The following is a 16,811-nucleotide window of genomic DNA, read 5'->3' as shown; positions in this document are numbered from 1 at the left end:
AGCCGGGTGGGGACCAGGCGCCGAACGCCACGCGGCGGCACGGGCTTTCACGTCGCTTTTCACACGGGAGCGCGGAGGGGGGAGGATGTACTCATGCAGCCACGGAACATGTCCATGAGCGGAGTCGTCGACCTCGCCGCGGTGAAGGCGGCCCAGGAGGCCAAGGCGAAGGCGGAACAGGCGCGCGCCGAAGCCGCCCGGCAGGGCGGGGGAGGGGCCGTCTCCCCCACTGACCTCGTCATCGATGTCGACGAGGCCGCCTTCGAGCGCGATGTCCTCCAGCGGTCCACCGAGGTGCCCGTCGTCATCGACTTCTGGGCCGAGTGGTGCCAGCCCTGCAAGCAGCTGAGCCCGGTGCTGGAGCGGCTCGCCGTCGAGTACAACGGGCGGTTCGTCCTCGCCAAGATCGACGTCGACGCCAACCAGATGCTGATGCAGCAGTTCGGGGTCCAGGGGATCCCGGCTGTCTTCGCCGTCGTCGCGGGGCAGGCCCTGCCGCTCTTCCAGGGCGCCGCGCCGGAGGCCCAGATCCGCGGCACCCTGGACCAGCTCGTGCAGGTGGCCGAGCAGCGCTTCGGGCTGACGGGTCTCGCGGTGGACCCGGATGCCGAGCCGGGGGGTGCCGAGCCGGCGCCGCAGGTCCCGGCCGGTCCGTACGACCATCTGCTGGAGGCCGCCGTGCAGGCCCTGGACGCGGGTGACCTGAGCGGTGCGGTCCAGGCGTACAAGAACGTGCTGAGCGACGACCCGGGCAACACGGAGGCGAAACTGGGCCTGGCCCAGGCCGAGTTGCTCCAGCGGGTGCAGAGCGCCGACCCGCAGCAGGTGCGCAAGGCCGCCGCCGAGAACCCCCTCGACGTAGCGGCGCAGGTCGCGGCCGCCGACCTGGATCTGGTGGGTGGGCATGTCGAGGACGCGTTCGGGCGACTTGTCGACACGGTGCGGCGCACGGCCGGGGACGACCGGGATGCCGCGCGGACGCGGCTGCTCGAGTTGTTCGAGGTGGTGGGCGCCGAGGACCCCCGAGTGACAGCGGCGCGGCGGGCGTTGGCCCGGGCCTTGTTCTGACCAGTCGCTAAACACCGGGGCTTGTGACGCCGCGGTGAAAGATTTGCCGACAGAGCGACATCGCGGCCGCGCTTTACCAAAACTTGGTAATCGCGGCCGCTGTTACTGCAAGTAAGTTGAGAGCGTCGTTCTGTCGGATTCTGTCCACGGATCAACTGTTCTGTCGACTCGCCGGTGGCGACCCTGTGTTGTTGCCCGATGTCGGTGGGTCGTACATCGGTTATCCGTCCGTTACTAGCCAGTAACGAACCCCCTTGCGGGGGCGGCGAGAATGCACCACGATCGGCCACGCTCGGTCCTTTCCCGTGCCCCGTCTGCCAGTCGGGTCAACGGGTTTTCTTGGGTCCCCACCGAGTAGAGCCGACGGCAGTGGCGCCGGCTCTCGGACAGGGGGGTCTCTGCCTCAACGGCAGAGCCTGTCCAGCAGGTTGTGCGTGATGCGTGTCAGGCGCGACCAGTGGTAGTCGCTCGGGGGTGATCGCCGGTGATTCGGGCGCGGTTAGTGCCTCCGAGTGCGGGCGCTCTCCTTCCCGAGGACGTAGCACTTCTCCCATCCCTGCCTGGCTGAGCCGCCGTCAAGGGGCGAGCCGGGGCCAGGAGATGTACGTCCGAGAAGGAGGAAATATGGAGTCCCAGGTGCGTGGCGGGACCAGATGGAAGCGGTTCGCTGTGGTCATGGTGCCCAGCGTCGCCGCGACAGCAGCGATAGGTGTCGCCCTCGCGCAGGGCGCTCTGGCCGCTTCTTTCAGCGTGTCGGGGCAGTCGTTCAAGGTGACGGCGGATCAACTCGAGGGCACGGGCTTCTCTCAGTACGGGGCCATCGACGAGGGCTACACCCTCAAGGGTGAGAAGACGGCGCACCCGGTGGCCGTCTCCGCGTTCAAGAACGCGGAGATCACCAACATGTGCCAGTCCGTGGTCACACCGAACATCCCGCTCGTCGGCACCGTCACCCTCAGGCTGACCGCCGGTACGGGTGCCAAGAAGGTCGAGGCCAGCAACCTCTACATCGACGTAGAGGACCTGAGCACCACCGACGCCACGTTCAAGGACATCAACATCGGCGTGGCGGCCGGCGACCTCAAGAACGGCCCCGGCCCGGGCATGAAGGGCGGCAAGGAGCAGGCCAACCCGTACGGGTTCTCGCAGCAGGCCGAATCGGCCAAGCTGACCGGCGTCAAGCAGACGGCGTGGGCGACCACCGCCGGAACCTTCAAGCTCAGCAACTTGAAGATGTCGCTGCACAAGGGCATGGACGCCGAGTGCTACTAGGCGCTCACCGGGCGGGTGAGGGGGTCTTGGCTTCTTCGCCCGCCCGTCCTCTCACAAGTACGTAACCTCTCCGTGCGTGAAGCGCGCCCCCCGCGCTTCCCGTACGTGAATCACAGCAACGCCGTTCCAGGGAGCTGTTGTCCATGAGCGCCGAGTCAACGGGGCAGAACGAGCACTATCTCCGCGTCTTTCGGCGGCGATTTAGCGCCTGGCGAGGCACTCGTCCGTTCTGGGCGGGGCTGTTCGTCCTGCTCAGCGGCTTCCCGATCATGTACTTCCCGTACGCGAACCTGCAGATCGGTCACCTGACGCTGGCCATGGCCACGACGGGAGGCGCGGGGTCTCTCATCATCGGCGTGCTGCTCGTGGTTCTCGGGGTCAGCCTCTGGTTCCAGCGGCACGTACGGACCTTCGCGGGTGTCGCGGCGATCCTCCTGGCGCTGGTGTCCATCCCGGTCTCCAACCTCGGTGGCTTCGTGATCGGCTTCCTGCTCGCCCTGATCGGCGGTGCGATGGCCGTCTCCTGGGTGCCCGGCAAGGAGGAGGGGCCGGTCGCGGCCGCCCCGCAGGACACCGCCGGAGCCCCGCAGCCGGCGGCGGCGGGGGCCGCGAACGGGGCGGGCGGCGAGTTCGACGATCTGTCAGGTACCACCCCGAACGGGACGAACGGGAGGCACAGTGCCGGCTGACGAGGAGACCCGCGGGACTGCGGTGGGAGAGTCCCGCGCGAGATCCGGACCGCGGCACGCGGCGCCCAAGAAGCCCCTTCTCACCCGCATCCAGGTGCCCGCGGGCAAGGCGATAGCCGTGGCGGCGATGCCGACGGCCGTCCTCATGGGGATGGGGTTCACGTCGACACTCGCCAGGGCCGACGACAAGCCGTCGGCGAAGAGCCTGGCGGCCGAGGCGGACGACTACAAGGACTGCGTCGACGCGCTGAAGGCCGCCGAGAAGGACAAGGAGGCGTCGCCCACGCCCTCCGCCTCGGCGAGCGAGTCCGCGCCGGAGGACAAGTCCGACGACGCGTCCGGCGACACCTCGGGCGGCACGTCGGACAACAAGGACGAGCAGGGCTCCGACGGCTCCTCGGGCAGCGGGACTTCGGGCGGGGACTCTTCGTCGGATTCAGGTTCCGACGACACGACCGAGCCCGCGCCGTCCCCGTCCACGAGCGCGCCGGCCGAGTCCTCCGAGGACGAGGCCTCCACGGCGAGCCCTTCGCCGTCCGAGAGCAGCGGCAACCTGCTCGACACCATCGGCGACACCATCAAGGACGTCTTCACGCCCGACGACCAGGAGTCCGCGGACGCCACGGCGACCCCGTCCCCGTCCGCCTCGGCCGGCGAGGACGCCTCCGACACGGTCGAGGAGGCCGAGAAGAAGGTCACGGACACCGCCGAGGACACCAAGAACTCCGTCGAGGACACGGCCAAGGACGTGACCGACGCGGCCTCCAAGGCGGCCGAGGACACCACGGACAAGGCGGCGGAGGCGGCCGGCGAGGCCACCGCGACCCCCAGCCCGTCCGAGAGCTCCACCACGGACCCGGAGGACTGCCCGACCGCCACGGACGAGGAGGGCGGTGTCGAGACCGGCATTCCGGCGCTCGCCGACGACCCCTGGTACCTGGAGGCCAGTTCGCTGCTGCTGAAGGGCGCCGACTACCAGGGCATCGTCAAGGTGAAGACGGCCAACGGGTCGGTCAAGAAGGTCCTGAAGTACGTCATCTCCGACGGCTCCGACATCGGTGACCTGCACCAGATCGTCAAGGACAAGCAGGCCGGCAAGACCTACCACGTGCAGGGGGGCAAGGGCACCACGTCCACCATCCGTGACGGCAAGACGGTCATGTACACGGAGCGCATCTCCGGCAACCTGCTCGGTCTGATCCCGGTCACGTTCGACCCGGAGCACCCGCCGCCGCTGAACATCCCGCTGATCTACTTCACCAACGTGAAGGTCACTCAGGCCGCCCAGTTCGGCGGGACGCTGACCGTTCCCGGGATGCACCAGTACACCACCGACTGAGAAGCCTCCAAGGCCCGTTCGGGAGCCGCACACGACGAGGGCGCCCTCTGCCGCGCAGAGGGCGCCCTCGTCGTCCTACAGCGCCGTTGCCGGGCGCCCTCAGGGCCTCCTGGGGGCGTCCCGTACGGGGTCAGTCGCGGTCGCCGCCGCCCAGGTGGTGGACCCGGACCATGTTGGTGGTGCCGGGGACGCCGGGGGGCGAGCCCGCGGTGATGATCACGATGTCGCCCTGGTGGAACTTGTTGATCCTGATCATCTCGTGGTCGACCATGTCGACCATCTCGTCCGTGCTGTTCACGAACGGCACGACGTGCGAGTCCACTCCCCAGCTGAGGGTGAGCTGGTTGCGGGTCGACTCGTCCGTGGTGAACGCGGTGATCGGCTGGGCCGCGCGGTAGCGGGACAGCCGGCGGGCCGTGTCACCGGACTTGGTGAACGCCACCAGGCCCTTGCCGCCGAGGAAGTCGGCGATCTCGCACGCGGCACGGGCGACCGAACCACCCTGCGTACGCGGCTTCTTGCCGGGCACCAGCGGCTGCAGGCCCTTGGAGAGCAGCTCCTCCTCGGCCGCGGCGACGATCTTCGACATCGTCCGCACGGTCTCGATCGGGTACGCGCCCACGGACGACTCGGCGGACAGCATCACCGCGTCGGCGCCGTCCAGGATCGCGTTCGCGACGTCGGACGCCTCGGCGCGCGTGGGGCGGGAGTTGGTGATCATCGACTCCATCATCTGGGTCGCCACGATCACCGGCTTGGCGTTGCGGCGGCACAGTTCGATGAGGCGCTTCTGCACCATGGGGACCCGCTCCAGCGGGTACTCGACGGCGAGGTCGCCGCGCGCGACCATGACGCCGTCGAACGCCATCACGACGTCCTCCATGTTGTCCACGGCCTGCGGCTTCTCCACCTTGGCGATGACGGGGACGCGGCGGCCCACCTCGTCCATCACCTTGTGGACGTCCTGCACGTCGTTCGCGTCGCGCACGAACGACAGCGCCACCAGGTCGCAGCCCATCCGGAGCGCGAACCGCAGGTCCTCGACGTCCTTCTCGGACAGGGCCGGCACGTTCACGGCGGCGCCGGGCAGGTTGATGCCCTTGTGGTCGGAGATCACACCGCCCTCGATGACGACCGTCTTCACCCGGGAGCCGTCGACCTCGACGACCCGCAGCTCGACGTTGCCGTCGTTGATGAGGATCTGGTCGCCCTTGGCGACGTCGCCCGGCAGGCCCTTGTACGTCGTCCCGCAGATGGTCTTGTCGCCCGGCACGTCCTCGGTGGTGATGGTGAACTCGTCACCGCGCACCAGCTCGACGGGACCCTCCGCGAAGGTCTCCAGGCGGATCTTCGGGCCCTGCAGGTCGGCGAGGACGCCGATGGCCCTGCCGGTCTCCTCGGAGGCGGCCCGGACACGGTCGTACCGGCCCTGGTGCTCTTCGTGCGAGCCGTGGCTGAAGTTGAAGCGGGCCACGTTCATGCCCGCCTCGATCAGGGCGACGAGCTTGTCATGGGAGTCGACCGCGGGGCCGAGAGTACAGACGATTTTCGAACGGCGCATGGGACGATCCTATCGGTTTGTTTCGCTACGGAATATTCCGTCTGGCGGAAGATACAAATGGGCGGGTATGCGCTCAGGTGTGGCGCGGCTCACTCGCCGGCCCGCCCGCTCACCGTCTCACTTCCGTGCACGACCAGTGCGAAGGTCTGTGTGGCGATCTCCAGCTCCTCGTCGGTGGGGACGACCGCGACCGCGACCCGCGAGCCCGCGGGCGAGATCAGGCGCGGCTCGCCGCTCCGTACGGCGTTCAGATCGGCGTCCACCGCGAGGCCCAGCTCCTCCAGGCCCGCGATCGCCGCCTCGCGCACCGGGGCCGCGTTCTCGCCGACCCCGGCCGTGAACGCGACCGCGTCCACCCGGCCCAGGACCGCGTAGTAGGCGCCGATGTACTTCTTCAGCCGGTGGATGTAGATGTCGAAGGCCAGCTGGGCCTGTTCGTCACCCTCGTCGACACGGCGGCGGATCTCACGCATGTCGTTGTCCCCGCACAGACCGACCAGACCGCTCCTCTTGTTGAGGAGAGTGTCGATCTCGTCCGTGGACAGCCCGCCAACGCGCGCCAAATGGAAGATGACGGCCGGGTCCAGGTCACCGGACCGCGTACCCATCACGAGGCCCTCCAAAGGCGTCAGCCCCATGGAGGTGTCCACGCACCGGCCCTTCTCGACAGCGGACGCCGAGGCGCCGTTGCCGAGGTGCAGCACGATCACGTTCACGTCCTGCGGCGCCCTGCCGAGGAGTTCGGCGGTGGCGCGGGAGACGTACGCGTGCGAGGTGCCGTGGAAGCCGTACCGGCGGACGCGGTACTCGTCCGCGGTCTTCACGTCGATCGCGTAGCGCGCCGCCGACTCGGGCATCGTCGTGTGGAACGCGGTGTCGAAGACGGCGACCTGGGGCAGGTCCGGCCGCAGCGCCCGAGCCGTCCGTATGCCCGTGAGGTTGGCCGGGTTGTGCAGCGGCGCCACGGGGATCAGGCGCTCGATCTCCGCGAGCACGGCGTCGTCGATCACCGTCGGCTCGGTGAAGGACCTCCCGCCGTGCACCACGCGATGCCCGATCGCGGCCAGCTCGGGTGAGTCGAGCCCCAGCCCGTCCTTGGTGAGCTCCTCCGAGACCGCCTGCAACGCGGCCTCGTGGTCGGGGATCGGCCCGGTCGACTCACGGCTCTCACCGCCGTCGTGGAGCGGCGTGTGCTTCAGCCGCGAGGTCTCCTCGCCGATGCGCTCGACGAGCCCCACGGCCAGCCGGCTGTTGTCGCGCATGTCGAGCAGCTGGTACTTCACCGACGACGAGCCGGAGTTGAGGACGAGAACACGCGTGGAGCTCACAGTGCGGCTGCCTTCTCGCTGGAGGACGGGGCGGGGGCCTGGGCCTGGATCGCGGTGATGGCGACGGTGTTGACGATGTCCTGGACGAGTGCGCCGCGAGACAGGTCGTTGACGGGCTTGCGCAGGCCTTGGAGGACCGGGCCGACGGCGATGGCGCCGGCGGAGCGCTGGACGGCCTTGTAGGTGTTGTTGCCGGTGTTGAGGTCCGGGAAGGTCAGCACGCTGGCCTGGCCGGCGACCTCGGAGTCCGGCAGCTTGGTGGCCGCGACCGTCGGCTCCACGGCCGCGTCGTACTGGATCGGGCCCTCGATCCTCAGGTCGGGCCGCCGGGAGCGGACGAGTTCCGTGGCCTGGCGCACCTTGTCGACGTCGGCGCCGGAGCCGGAGGTGCCCGTCGAGTACGACAGCATCGCGATCCGCGGCTCGACACCGAACTGCTCGGCCGTGGTGGCCGACTGGATGGCGATGTCGGCGAGCTGCTCGGCGTTCGGGTCGGGGTTGACCGCGCAGTCGCCGTACACCAGCACCTTGTCGGCGAGGCACATGAAGAACACGGACGAGACGATCGACGCGTCCGGCTTGGCCCGCCCGTCTCCCGCCACCGCCCTACCTGACGCGCTTCGCGCGGCCCCCTTCGTCTTGATGATCTCGAACGCCGGGCGGATCGTCGCGGCCGTGGAGTGCACCGACCCGGAGACCATGCCGTCGGCGAGGCCCTCCTGGACCATGAGGGTGCCGAAGTAGTTGACGTCCGAGACGATGTCGTACGCATGCTCCACGGTGACGCCCTTGTGGGCGCGCAGCAGGGCGTACTGCTCGGCGAAGCCCTCCCGCAGCTCGGACGTCCGCGGGTCGACGATCTGCGAGCCGCCGAGGTCGATGCCCAGGTCGGCGGCCTTCTTGCGGATCAGGTCCCCCGGCCCGAGCAGCGTCAGCTCGCACACACCCCGGCGCAGCAGCACCTCGGCCGCGTGCAGCACGCGCTCCTCGGTGCCCTCGGGCAGCACGACGCGCCGCTTGTCGGAGCGGGCCCGCTCCAGCAGCTTGTGCTCGAACATCATCGGCGTGACCCGGTCGCTGCTGGGCGCGGAGACCCGCCCGGCCAGCTCGGTGGTGTCCACGTGCCGCTCGAACAGACCGAGCGCGGTCTCCGCCTTGCGGGGCGTGACCGCGCTCAACTTGCCCTCGATCGCGAACAGTTCGGAGGCGGTGTCGAAGGAGCCGCTCTTGACCGCGACCACCGGGGTGCCGGGCGCCAGCCGGGCGGCGAGGGTGAGGACCTCCTCGCTGGGCCGCTCGTTCAGCGTGAGCAGCACACCGGCTATCGGCGGGGTGCCCGCGCTGTGGGCGGCCAGCGCGCCGACGACCAGGTCCGCGCGGTCGCCGGGGGTGACCACCAGACAGCCGGGGGTCAGGGCGTTGAGGAAGTTCGGCAGCATGGCGCCGCCGAACACGAAGTCCAGCGCGTCGCGGGCCAGCCCGGAGTCGTCCCCGAGGAGCACCGTGCCGCCCAGCGCGTGGGTGATCTGCGCGACGGTCGGCGCGGACAGCGCGGGCTCGTCCGGCAGGACGTAGGCCGGCACGTCCAGACGGGACGTGAGCCCCACCTGGATCTCCAGGCGGTCGGCCGCGGTCACCCGGTTGGTGACCATGGCCACGACATCGCAGCCGAGTCCCTCGTACGCCCGGTGGGCGTTGCGCGTCTCGGCCAGCACGGACTCCGCGGTCTGCCCCCGCCCGCCGACCACCGGGATCACGGAGGCGCCGAACTCGTTCGCAAGCCGTGCGTTCAGGGACAGCTCGTCCGGGAACTGGGTGTCGGCGAAGTCGGTACCGAGGACGAGGACCATGTCGTAGTCGCGGGCGACCCGGTGGAAGCGGTCGACGAGCGTGGACACCAGTTCGTCGGTGCCCCGCTCGGCCTGCAGGGCGGACGCCTCCTGGTAGTCCATGCCGTACACGGTGGCCGGATCCTGCGTGAGGCGGTAGCGGGAGCGCAACAGCTCGAAGAGCCGGTCGGGGGTGTGGTGGACGAGAGGGCGGAAGACCCCCACCCGGTCGACCTGGCGGGTCAGGAGCTCCATCACCCCCAGTTCCACCACCTGGCGGCCGTCGCCGCGGTCGATCCCGGTCACGTACACGCTGCGCGTCACGCGTCAATCTCCGTTCCGTCTTCAGGGGGGTCTTCGGCAGTGCCTCGTCACGCGTTTCGCGTCGCGCGAAGATCACCCAACCGTGGCGGGCAGAACCCTCTTGACAATACCTCTGAGGCTGGTTAAGGCGCCCGTCAGCGTGGGGGCGGGGCCACCGGACCGTACCGGCCGAACGGGGCGGGAGGGACGCGGTCCCCAGCGCCCCGGGAGCCGTGGAACAATCGGATGGACTCACCAGTACCACCGCGCACCAGTAGCGAGCACCTACCCGGCACCGAGCAGGAGACACAGCACGATGCGTATCGGAGTTCTCACCGCAGGCGGCGACTGCCCGGGTCTGAACGCAGTGATCCGGTCGGTCGTGCACCGAGCCGTGGACCACTACGACGACGAGGTCATCGGCTTCGAGGACGGTTACGCCGGCCTGCTGGACGGCCGCTACGTCGGCCTCGACCTGAACGCGGTCAGCGGCATCCTCGCCCGCGGCGGCACCATCCTCGGCTCGTCCCGCCTGGAGCGCGACCGCCTGCGCGAGGCCTGCGAGAACGCCTCCGACATGATCCACGAGTTCGGCATCGACGCCCTGATCCCGATCGGCGGCGAGGGCACGCTGACGGCGGCGCGGATGCTCAGCGACGCGGGCCTGCCGGTGGTCGGCGTCCCGAAGACCATCGACAACGACATCTCCTCCACGGACCGCACCTTCGGCTTCGACACGGCCGTCGGCGTCGCCACCGAGGCCATGGACCGCCTGAAGACGACGGCCGAGTCCCACCAGCGGGTGATGGTCGTCGAGGTCATGGGCCGGCACGCGGGCTGGATCGCCCTGGAGTCCGGCATGGCCGCCGGCGCCCACGGCATCTGCCTGCCCGAGCGGCCCTTCGACCCGGGCGATCTGGTCAAGATGGTCGAGGAGCGCTTCGCCCGGGGGAAGAAGTTCGCGGTCGTCTGCGTCGCCGAGGGCGCGCACCCCGCCGAGGGCACCATGGACTACGGCAAGGGCGAGATCGACCAGTTCGGCCACGAGCGCTTCCAGGGCATCGGCACGGCCCTCGCGTACGAGCTGGAGCGGCGGCTCGGCAAGGAGGCCAAGCCGGTCATCCTGGGCCACGTCCAGCGCGGCGGCACGCCGACCGCGTACGACCGCGTCCTCGCCACCCGCTTCGGCTGGCACGCCGTGGAGGCCGCGCACCGCGGCGAGTTCGGCATGATGACCGCGCTGCGCGGCACCGACATCCTGATGGTGCCGCTCGCGGAGGCCGTGACCGAGCTGAAGACGGTCCCGAAGGACCGGATGGACGAGGCGGAGTCGGTGTTCTAGACCCAACGCCGTGTAGTTGGCGGCGGGGCTGATGTGTCAAGCCGTCTGAAGCAGAGACGGAGCTCCTGCTGGAACCGTGTCGACCGAGATCACTGTTCAGCAGGAGCTCCAGCTCGGGCGCCTCTGGGTTCAGCACCCGGATCCCGGGGCCGCCGGTGAGGTGGAGATCCGCCTGGGCTCGCCCGACGGCAGGCTCGTCGGTACGGCGCGCTTCGGCGGTACGTCGTCGCCGTACGCGTACCAGAGGGTGACCCTCCGGTGCGGCGAAGGGGCGGCAGGACGTGTACCTGGTCCTGCCGGATGGGCTGCGTCTGTCGGCGTTCTCCCCGCGCTGACAGTTTCCGGCATCGAGGCGGAGCAGTGTGGCCGGTGGAACGGAGGTCCATGACCGACCTGTCCGTCCACGGCCCCGACCACTTGTAGGCCGTGGTCGCCGAGCTGAACAGCCGCCCGCGCAAAGCGCTCGGCTGGGAATCCCAGCCGAGCGCCTGCGTGAACTGCTCGCAGCGACTTCTCCGATCTGCCCAGATCACTGTTCGTTCAAGGCAGCTCGCAGGTAGGCGATCAGATCACCGGTCGGCACCTCGGCCCAGGAGGCCCCGGGCACCCCGACGCGCATGACCTCGCAACGCTCTCCGTCCAGCTCATGCACCAGAACCTGACGGCTCGTTCCGTGCAGCGGATCCACCCGCAGGCGAACGGCGCCGTGCGTGATCGTCGGGAACATGTTCCGCAGCACCTCATCCGCATGGAGGCGACGCAGAAGGTTCCACTGCCTCCGGTGGAAGTCGGACGACAGAAGGCCGGACCACTGCGAAGAGGTGGGCTCTCCGACTTCGAGCGCCCTGGTGAATTCATCAAGCTCCAGGAACGCGAATCTCGACGCCAATTCGTCGAGCGGCATACCTTCCCGCCATGCGGCGACCGCCTCCACGAGCGACCCAAGATCGTCAGTTGAGCCGATCGCCCAGGTGAACTCGGTGATCCCGGGAACGATGACACCCACCCGGAACAGACGCTCCTCGGCCGCAGCGTCGACCGACACGAGACCCCTTGCCGTCTCGATACTGATGACGTCGGAGGCCCAGGGCGGCAGCCCGATGTCGCATCCACGCAGCTTCGCTGCCTCTTTCATGGCTGCTGCAAGGCCACCTGAAGCTGTCACGTCCGGGTAGAGGTCTTTCCGATGGGTATCCATGATCGATTCCTCAGCAGTGACAGCGTCCGATGCTCATACCCTTCACTGGGTCAAGTTTCCCCAGTACCGAAAGATCCGGCATATCTGTCGGGGGATCCAGTCGCATGGCTCCATCTGGACCCGACGGAGAGTAGAACTTGATCGAACTCCACGGGCGTTGACCGTTGGCGACAGCTCTCGCGATCAATGACATCTCGTAGTCCGTGGCGAATCCTTCCTCACCGGCCCTCAGGCCACGCTCGGCAGCGGCCATGAAGCCTCCGTGTCCGTTCAGTCCCGTCATGTTGACGTGCAGCACCACTTTCGGGTCGGCGATGGCGAATCTCGCGACCGAGGCGAAGTCCTTCGGGGCCACGTTGGAGAAGGTCTCGAACTTGTTCTCGGGCAGCTTGGCCCACTCGTCGAGCTTCCCATTGTTCTGCCACCCCAACGCCACCTTGCAGTTGTGGACAAGGACCGGAGTGGCGCCCGCCAGCACGAAGAACGTGTGCAGGTCGTCTACCGTGAGGTCGTAGACCGTGCGCGGAGCCAGACCCGAGCGGTCGTGGAGGGCGGTCACCGAGCGGACGGAGCCCTCCGGGGTGCGCAGGAGATCACCGACGCGCAGGTCCGAGACGAGCGTCCACCCGCGGTCCACCACGTAGAACTTGTGGCCGGCGGTGCTGGACAGCCTCCCCCCATCGGCAACGGTGATGTCCACCAGTCGCTGGGTGTCGTGTTTGAAGGTGTCGGTGACCTGCCGGGCCCGCAACTGGCCGGAAGCCGGATCCGTGGCCTTGACGAGGTCTCCCACGCCCACCTGGCTGATGGGCCGGTGTGAGCCGTCCGCCATCAGCACCTGGGTTGTGCCGGGGAAGCTGTTACGGGCGCAGGCGGTGTAGAACTCTTCGTGGGCGTTGACGAAGCTTTCGATCTTGGCAATGGTCCCGGGGGCCAGGTCGAGCGTCTTGAGGGCCCTGAACGCGTCACGGACCCCGATGCCTGTCTTCATGGCGGCATCCAGAGCCCGGATCCCATCGAAGACCTTGCCGAACGCCTTGCCGGGGATGAAGTTGCTCGCGGCCCAGGCGCAGCCGCTGACGCTGCCGTGCCAGCAGTCGACGAAGTCCTGGACCAGGACCGCCTTGATGATCTTGTAGGTGAGGGTCTCCTGAATGAGCTCCCACTTGGAGAAGTACCGGGTGACGTCCTTCTTCAGACCGGGGATGCGCTTGCTCTCGATGAGCAGCGTGTCCGCCTTCGGACAGCCGTCGGCGCCGGCCGTTGCCTCAGGGTTGACGCAGAGGAAGAAGTCGACCACCGCGCTGAAGGTGACCGTGAACGTGGTGGTGCAGCCCTCGAAGCCGGGCTCGATGACGCAGGGATCGTGCTGCTTGGCGTCAGTGATCTCGATGCTTTCCTCGTCGACGACATACCACGTGCCGCCGACTCCGGTACCCGCGCCAGTCGAGACCTGCTTGTTCGCTTCGTTCCGCTCGGCCTCTTCGGCCGCCTGCTGCGCCGACTCCGCGTACTTCTGGGCGTCCTTGGCGGCTTCCTCGGCCTCGGTGGCGGCGGCGTCGGCGCGGTCGGCTGCCGCGCGGGCGTCCTTGGCGGCCTGCTCGGCCTCGTCCGCTGCCGCGCGTGCGGATGCGGCGTCGAGGGCGGCCTGGTCGGCGGAGTCGCGGGCGTCCTTGGCGTAGCCCTCGGCCCGGCCGGCGGCCTTGTCGGCGGCGGCTGCGTCCTCGGTGGCCTGGCGCTGGTACTCGATCGAGCGGGTCAGTGACTGGCTGGCCTGGGACGCGGCCTTGGCGGCGTCGGCGGCGTAGCCGAGGGCCTCCTTGGCGTAGCCACGGGCGTCCGCCGCGTGTCCGCGGGCGTTGGCGGCGTGCTGGTAGGCGGCCTTGGTGTCACCCTTCGCCTGCTCGGCGAGGGCCTTGGCCGCGGCGGCCTCCTCCTTCGCGTTCTTGGCGTGGGCGTCGGCGACGGCCTTCTGCTGCTCGGCGATCGTCTTCGACGCCTGCCCGGTCAGCACGACCAGGCCGGCGGCCGAGTCGGTGGTGATGTAGGGGGAGCCGAGCTGGATGGCGTCGTTGGCCGGCTTCGCGACCTGTGCGGCGGCGTTGCCGGCGTCCACGGCGGCCTGCGCGGTGACATGGGCGTAGCCCGCCGCCTTCGCCGAGGCCACAAGGGCCTTGGCGGCCTCCTTGTTCGCCTGGTCGGCCTGGGTCTTGGCGGTCTTGGCGTGCTTCTCAGCCTCATCGGCCAGTTCGACGGCCGTCTCCGCCTCGGCGGCGGCGTGGGCCGCGGCCTTGATGGCGTCCGCCACGGCGGCCGTTGCGGTCTTCACCGCCGCGTCCGCCTTCAGCTTCGCCGCCTGGGCGTCGTCGGCGTGGGCGCGGGCGCGCTTGGCGGCGGCCTCGGCACGCGTGGCCGCGGCGTCCGCGTCCGCCGCCGCCTTCGTCGCCGCGTCAGCTGCGGAACGGGCCCGGCCGGCGGCCGCTTCGGCGTCGTCCGCGTGCTTGTCCGCCTCGTCGGCAGCAGCCCTGGACTCCTGGGCGTTGCTGTCGGACTCGTGGGCCTGGGCGTACGCCTCCTTCGCGTCCGCCTTGGCACGCTTGGCGTCGGCCTTCTGTTTGGCGTCCCACGCGTCGTCGCGCAGTTCGCGGGCCTTGTCCCGGGCTTTGACGGCGCCATTCTTCTTCTCGACCGCGGTGGCCTCGGCGGCTTCGGCCTTCTCCTTGGCGTCCTTCGCGTTGGCCGCCTCGGCCTGCGCGGTCTCCTTGTGCCGGGCTGCCTGGGCCTGCTTGGCCTCGGCGGTCTCCTTCTCCTTCTTCGCGGTCTTCTCTTCGGCTTCCGCGGCCAGCCGCTTGGCGTGCGCGTCGGCCGCAGCCGCCTTCGCGTCACCCTCCGCCTTCAAGGCGACGGCGAGCTTGGCCTCAGCGGTCTCCTTGTCCTTCTTGGCGTTGTCGCGGTGCACCTTCGCCGCATCCGCCGCGGCCTTCGCCTGCAACTCGGCCGCCTCAGCGGCCTTCTTACGGAACTCCGCCTTCGCCTGCGCGGCCTGGGCCAGCGCACGCTGCGTGATCGTCTCACTGTCCGCGGCCGCGGCACGGGTGGCCGCCTCAGCGGTCTCACCGGCCTTCACCATGGCCGTCAGCGCAGCCACCGCACCCTTGGTGACCTGCGCCTTCTGCTGACCCACCAGCAGACCACGACCGCGCGGAGCCCCCGCCTGGTCAGCGATCGTGTAGGCGGCCTGCTCGGCAGTGTCGGACGTGGTGACGGCCTTCTGCGCTGCCGCCAGCTGGGCCTTCAGCACAGCGAGCTGCTTCTTCGCCGCCGCCTGAGCGGCCGTGACACCAGCCTTGGCCTTGTCGAACTGTGCCTTCGGCGGAACCGTCCCGGTGTGTCCGGACGGCTTGATGCTGAACTTCTGCGAGTTGCCGCCGGAGCACGTCCACAGCCGCCCGTCAGTGCTGTTCGTGAAGTTGGCCAGGTCCAGGCACTTGTCCGTGGCGGTGTTCTTCAGGGCCGTGGTGGCGCGCAGGTTGTACTCCCACGTCTGCGCCGGGGAACTGTTGCACGTCCAGATCTGGATCTTCGTGCCGTTCTCCGCACTGGTCCCCGACACATCAAGGCACTTCAGGGAGTTGACGTTCCGCAGGTGCAGACCCTTGTCGTCGCCATAGACCTCCCACTGCTGCTGTGCCTTGCCGTTGCAGGTGTAGATCTGCACCGGCGAGCCGTTGGTCTTCGCCCCACCGGGGATGTCCAGGCACTTGCCCGACGCGCCCGGCACCTCGATCACCGCCGGAGCGTCCCCGACGTAGCCGACCCCGCCGGCGGACCAGTAGTCCTGCCAGCGCGTGAGGTGATCAGCCGTCCAGGAGTGGCCCAGCATGTCGCCGAGCGCCTTCGCCCCCGCGGCCAGCGCCGTGGTGGCGTCCTTGTTCGCGCCCAGGATCTGGTTGCGCTGCGCGGCCTGCGAGGAGACCTCCTGTTGCCACTCGGTGGCGGCGGTGGAGGAGATGTCGCCCAGCACCTTGCTCGGGTCGATCGGATCCCGCCACGCACACGCCGCGAACCGGCTCTTCAGGTCCTCGACCGCGATGCGGTACTCCGCAGTGCCCGGCTGCGGGGCCGTACGGGGGAAGCCACCGGAGGCGAGGAAGAGACGGGCGTCGTCCGCGCCGGTGGGCTCCAGCGACCAGTTGGACAGGTGCTTGAAGGCGTCCCGCTCGGCGAGCGCACGATTCCACTCGTCATTGGGCAGACTCGGATCCGGGTCCTGGCCGTACAGCGGGGTGCCGAGGTCCTTGACCGCCTTGACCGTCGCCGCATCAGCTCTCGGGGTGGAGTCCTCGTAGAAGTCGCCCTCGTCCTTCCAGAACCGCTCCGCGGTCCACTTCGTCAGGCCGGTCTGGCCATAGAAGTCGTCCTTGCCGTCATTTGCTGTTCCCGGAGGCCAGTGGAAGCCGGTCTCAGTGAAGCCGGCCGGGGTGGTCAGCCCATCGAGAGGTTTCTTCCACCCGTCCCGCAGCGCGTCCAGGGCGTTCAGCTCCTTGCTCGCCGCGTCCTTGTCCTTCTGGTACGCCGCGGAAAGCGGGGTGTTCTCCCCATTCTCCCGGTTGGCCAGCTCACGCAGCTTCGCCGGAGTCTGGTTGAGACCGTCCTGCGCGGTCGTGGCCATCGACGGCCCGCCCAGGCGCAGCACTTCGGCCATCAGGCACTGGTCCTGCCGCAACTGCTCGGCAGCCGTGTCCTCGTTCCAGTCGTACGAGTCGTTCGCCGCTGCGGCCTTCGCTGCGGTCAACTGCAGCACGTCCGGCTGGACAGCCAGACCGCTCAGCACGGACACGGCCACGACGGACGTGACGACGGGAGCGAGGAACCCGGATTT

10 protein-coding genes are annotated in these 16,811 nt (G+C 69.1%); 5 read left to right on the top strand and 5 right to left on the bottom strand.

What is annotated here, in order from left to right; translation table 11 throughout:
- Window positions 1-93 precede the first annotated feature (93 nt).
- The 4 genes from ACZ49J_RS39130 (at window position 94) to ACZ49J_RS39115 (ending at window position 4,368) form a co-directional block, all read left to right on the top strand.
- A complete protein-coding gene (locus tag ACZ49J_RS39130) occupies window positions 94-1,068 on the top strand; it encodes a tetratricopeptide repeat protein (RefSeq protein ID WP_467450685.1) in 975 nt (324 codons plus the stop codon).
- 624 nt (window positions 1,069-1,692) lie between these two features.
- Entirely contained in the window at window positions 1,693-2,340 is a 648-nt protein-coding gene (locus tag ACZ49J_RS39125) for a DUF6230 family protein (RefSeq protein ID WP_467450684.1), read from the top strand.
- A 143-nt stretch (window positions 2,341-2,483) separates the two neighbouring features.
- A complete protein-coding gene (locus ACZ49J_RS39120; RefSeq protein WP_467450683.1) occupies window positions 2,484-3,029 on the top strand; it encodes a DUF6114 domain-containing protein in 546 nt (181 codons plus the stop codon).
- Window positions 3,019-4,368: a prolipoprotein diacylglyceryl transferase gene (locus ACZ49J_RS39115; protein ID WP_467450682.1), complete on the top strand. Its 1,350-nt coding sequence runs from the start codon at window positions 3,019-3,021 to the stop codon at window positions 4,366-4,368. Before ACZ49J_RS39120 ends, ACZ49J_RS39115 begins: the two co-directional genes overlap by 11 nt.
- A gap of 130 nt (window positions 4,369-4,498) precedes the next feature.
- Here ACZ49J_RS39115 and pyk read toward each other — a convergent pair whose 3' ends face one another.
- The 3 genes from pyk to pta form a co-directional block, all read right to left on the bottom strand.
- The gene (gene pyk, locus ACZ49J_RS39110) at window positions 4,499-5,929 is read right to left on the bottom strand and encodes a pyruvate kinase (protein WP_467450681.1); all 1,431 of its coding nucleotides are present in this window, start codon (window positions 5,927-5,929) and stop codon (window positions 4,499-4,501) included.
- 89 nt (window positions 5,930-6,018) lie between these two features.
- Entirely contained in the window at window positions 6,019-7,257 is a 1,239-nt protein-coding gene (locus ACZ49J_RS39105; RefSeq protein WP_467450680.1) for an acetate kinase, read from the bottom strand.
- Complete coding sequence (gene pta, locus ACZ49J_RS39100) at window positions 7,254-9,410, bottom strand: phosphate acetyltransferase (protein ID WP_467450679.1); 2,157 nt, start codon at window positions 9,408-9,410, stop codon at window positions 7,254-7,256. The genes ACZ49J_RS39105 and pta overlap by 4 nt, the downstream gene beginning before the upstream one ends.
- A gap of 295 nt (window positions 9,411-9,705) precedes the next feature.
- Here pta and ACZ49J_RS39095 point away from each other — a divergent pair, with 295 nt between their 5' ends.
- The gene (locus ACZ49J_RS39095; protein WP_467450677.1) at window positions 9,706-10,731 is read left to right on the top strand and encodes an ATP-dependent 6-phosphofructokinase; all 1,026 of its coding nucleotides are present in this window, start codon (window positions 9,706-9,708) and stop codon (window positions 10,729-10,731) included.
- 529 nt (window positions 10,732-11,260) lie between these two features.
- On the opposite strand, the gene ACZ49J_RS39090 is transcribed toward ACZ49J_RS39095, so the two are convergent.
- Both ACZ49J_RS39090 and ACZ49J_RS39085 read right to left on the bottom strand, forming a co-directional pair.
- Window positions 11,261-11,929: a hypothetical protein gene (locus tag ACZ49J_RS39090; RefSeq protein ID WP_467450675.1), complete on the bottom strand. Its 669-nt coding sequence runs from the start codon at window positions 11,927-11,929 to the stop codon at window positions 11,261-11,263.
- Window positions 11,930-11,939: 10 nt separating this feature from the next.
- Entirely contained in the window at window positions 11,940-16,769 is a 4,830-nt protein-coding gene (locus ACZ49J_RS39085; RefSeq protein ID WP_467450674.1) for an RICIN domain-containing protein, read from the bottom strand.
- Between the last annotated feature and the right edge of the window lie 42 nt (window positions 16,770-16,811).

The sequence above is a fragment of the Streptomyces sp. NPDC030840 genome, assembly GCF_055572015.1.
Note: the sequence above shows the minus strand (reverse complement) of the source record. Positions and strands in the feature narration are given on the sequence as shown.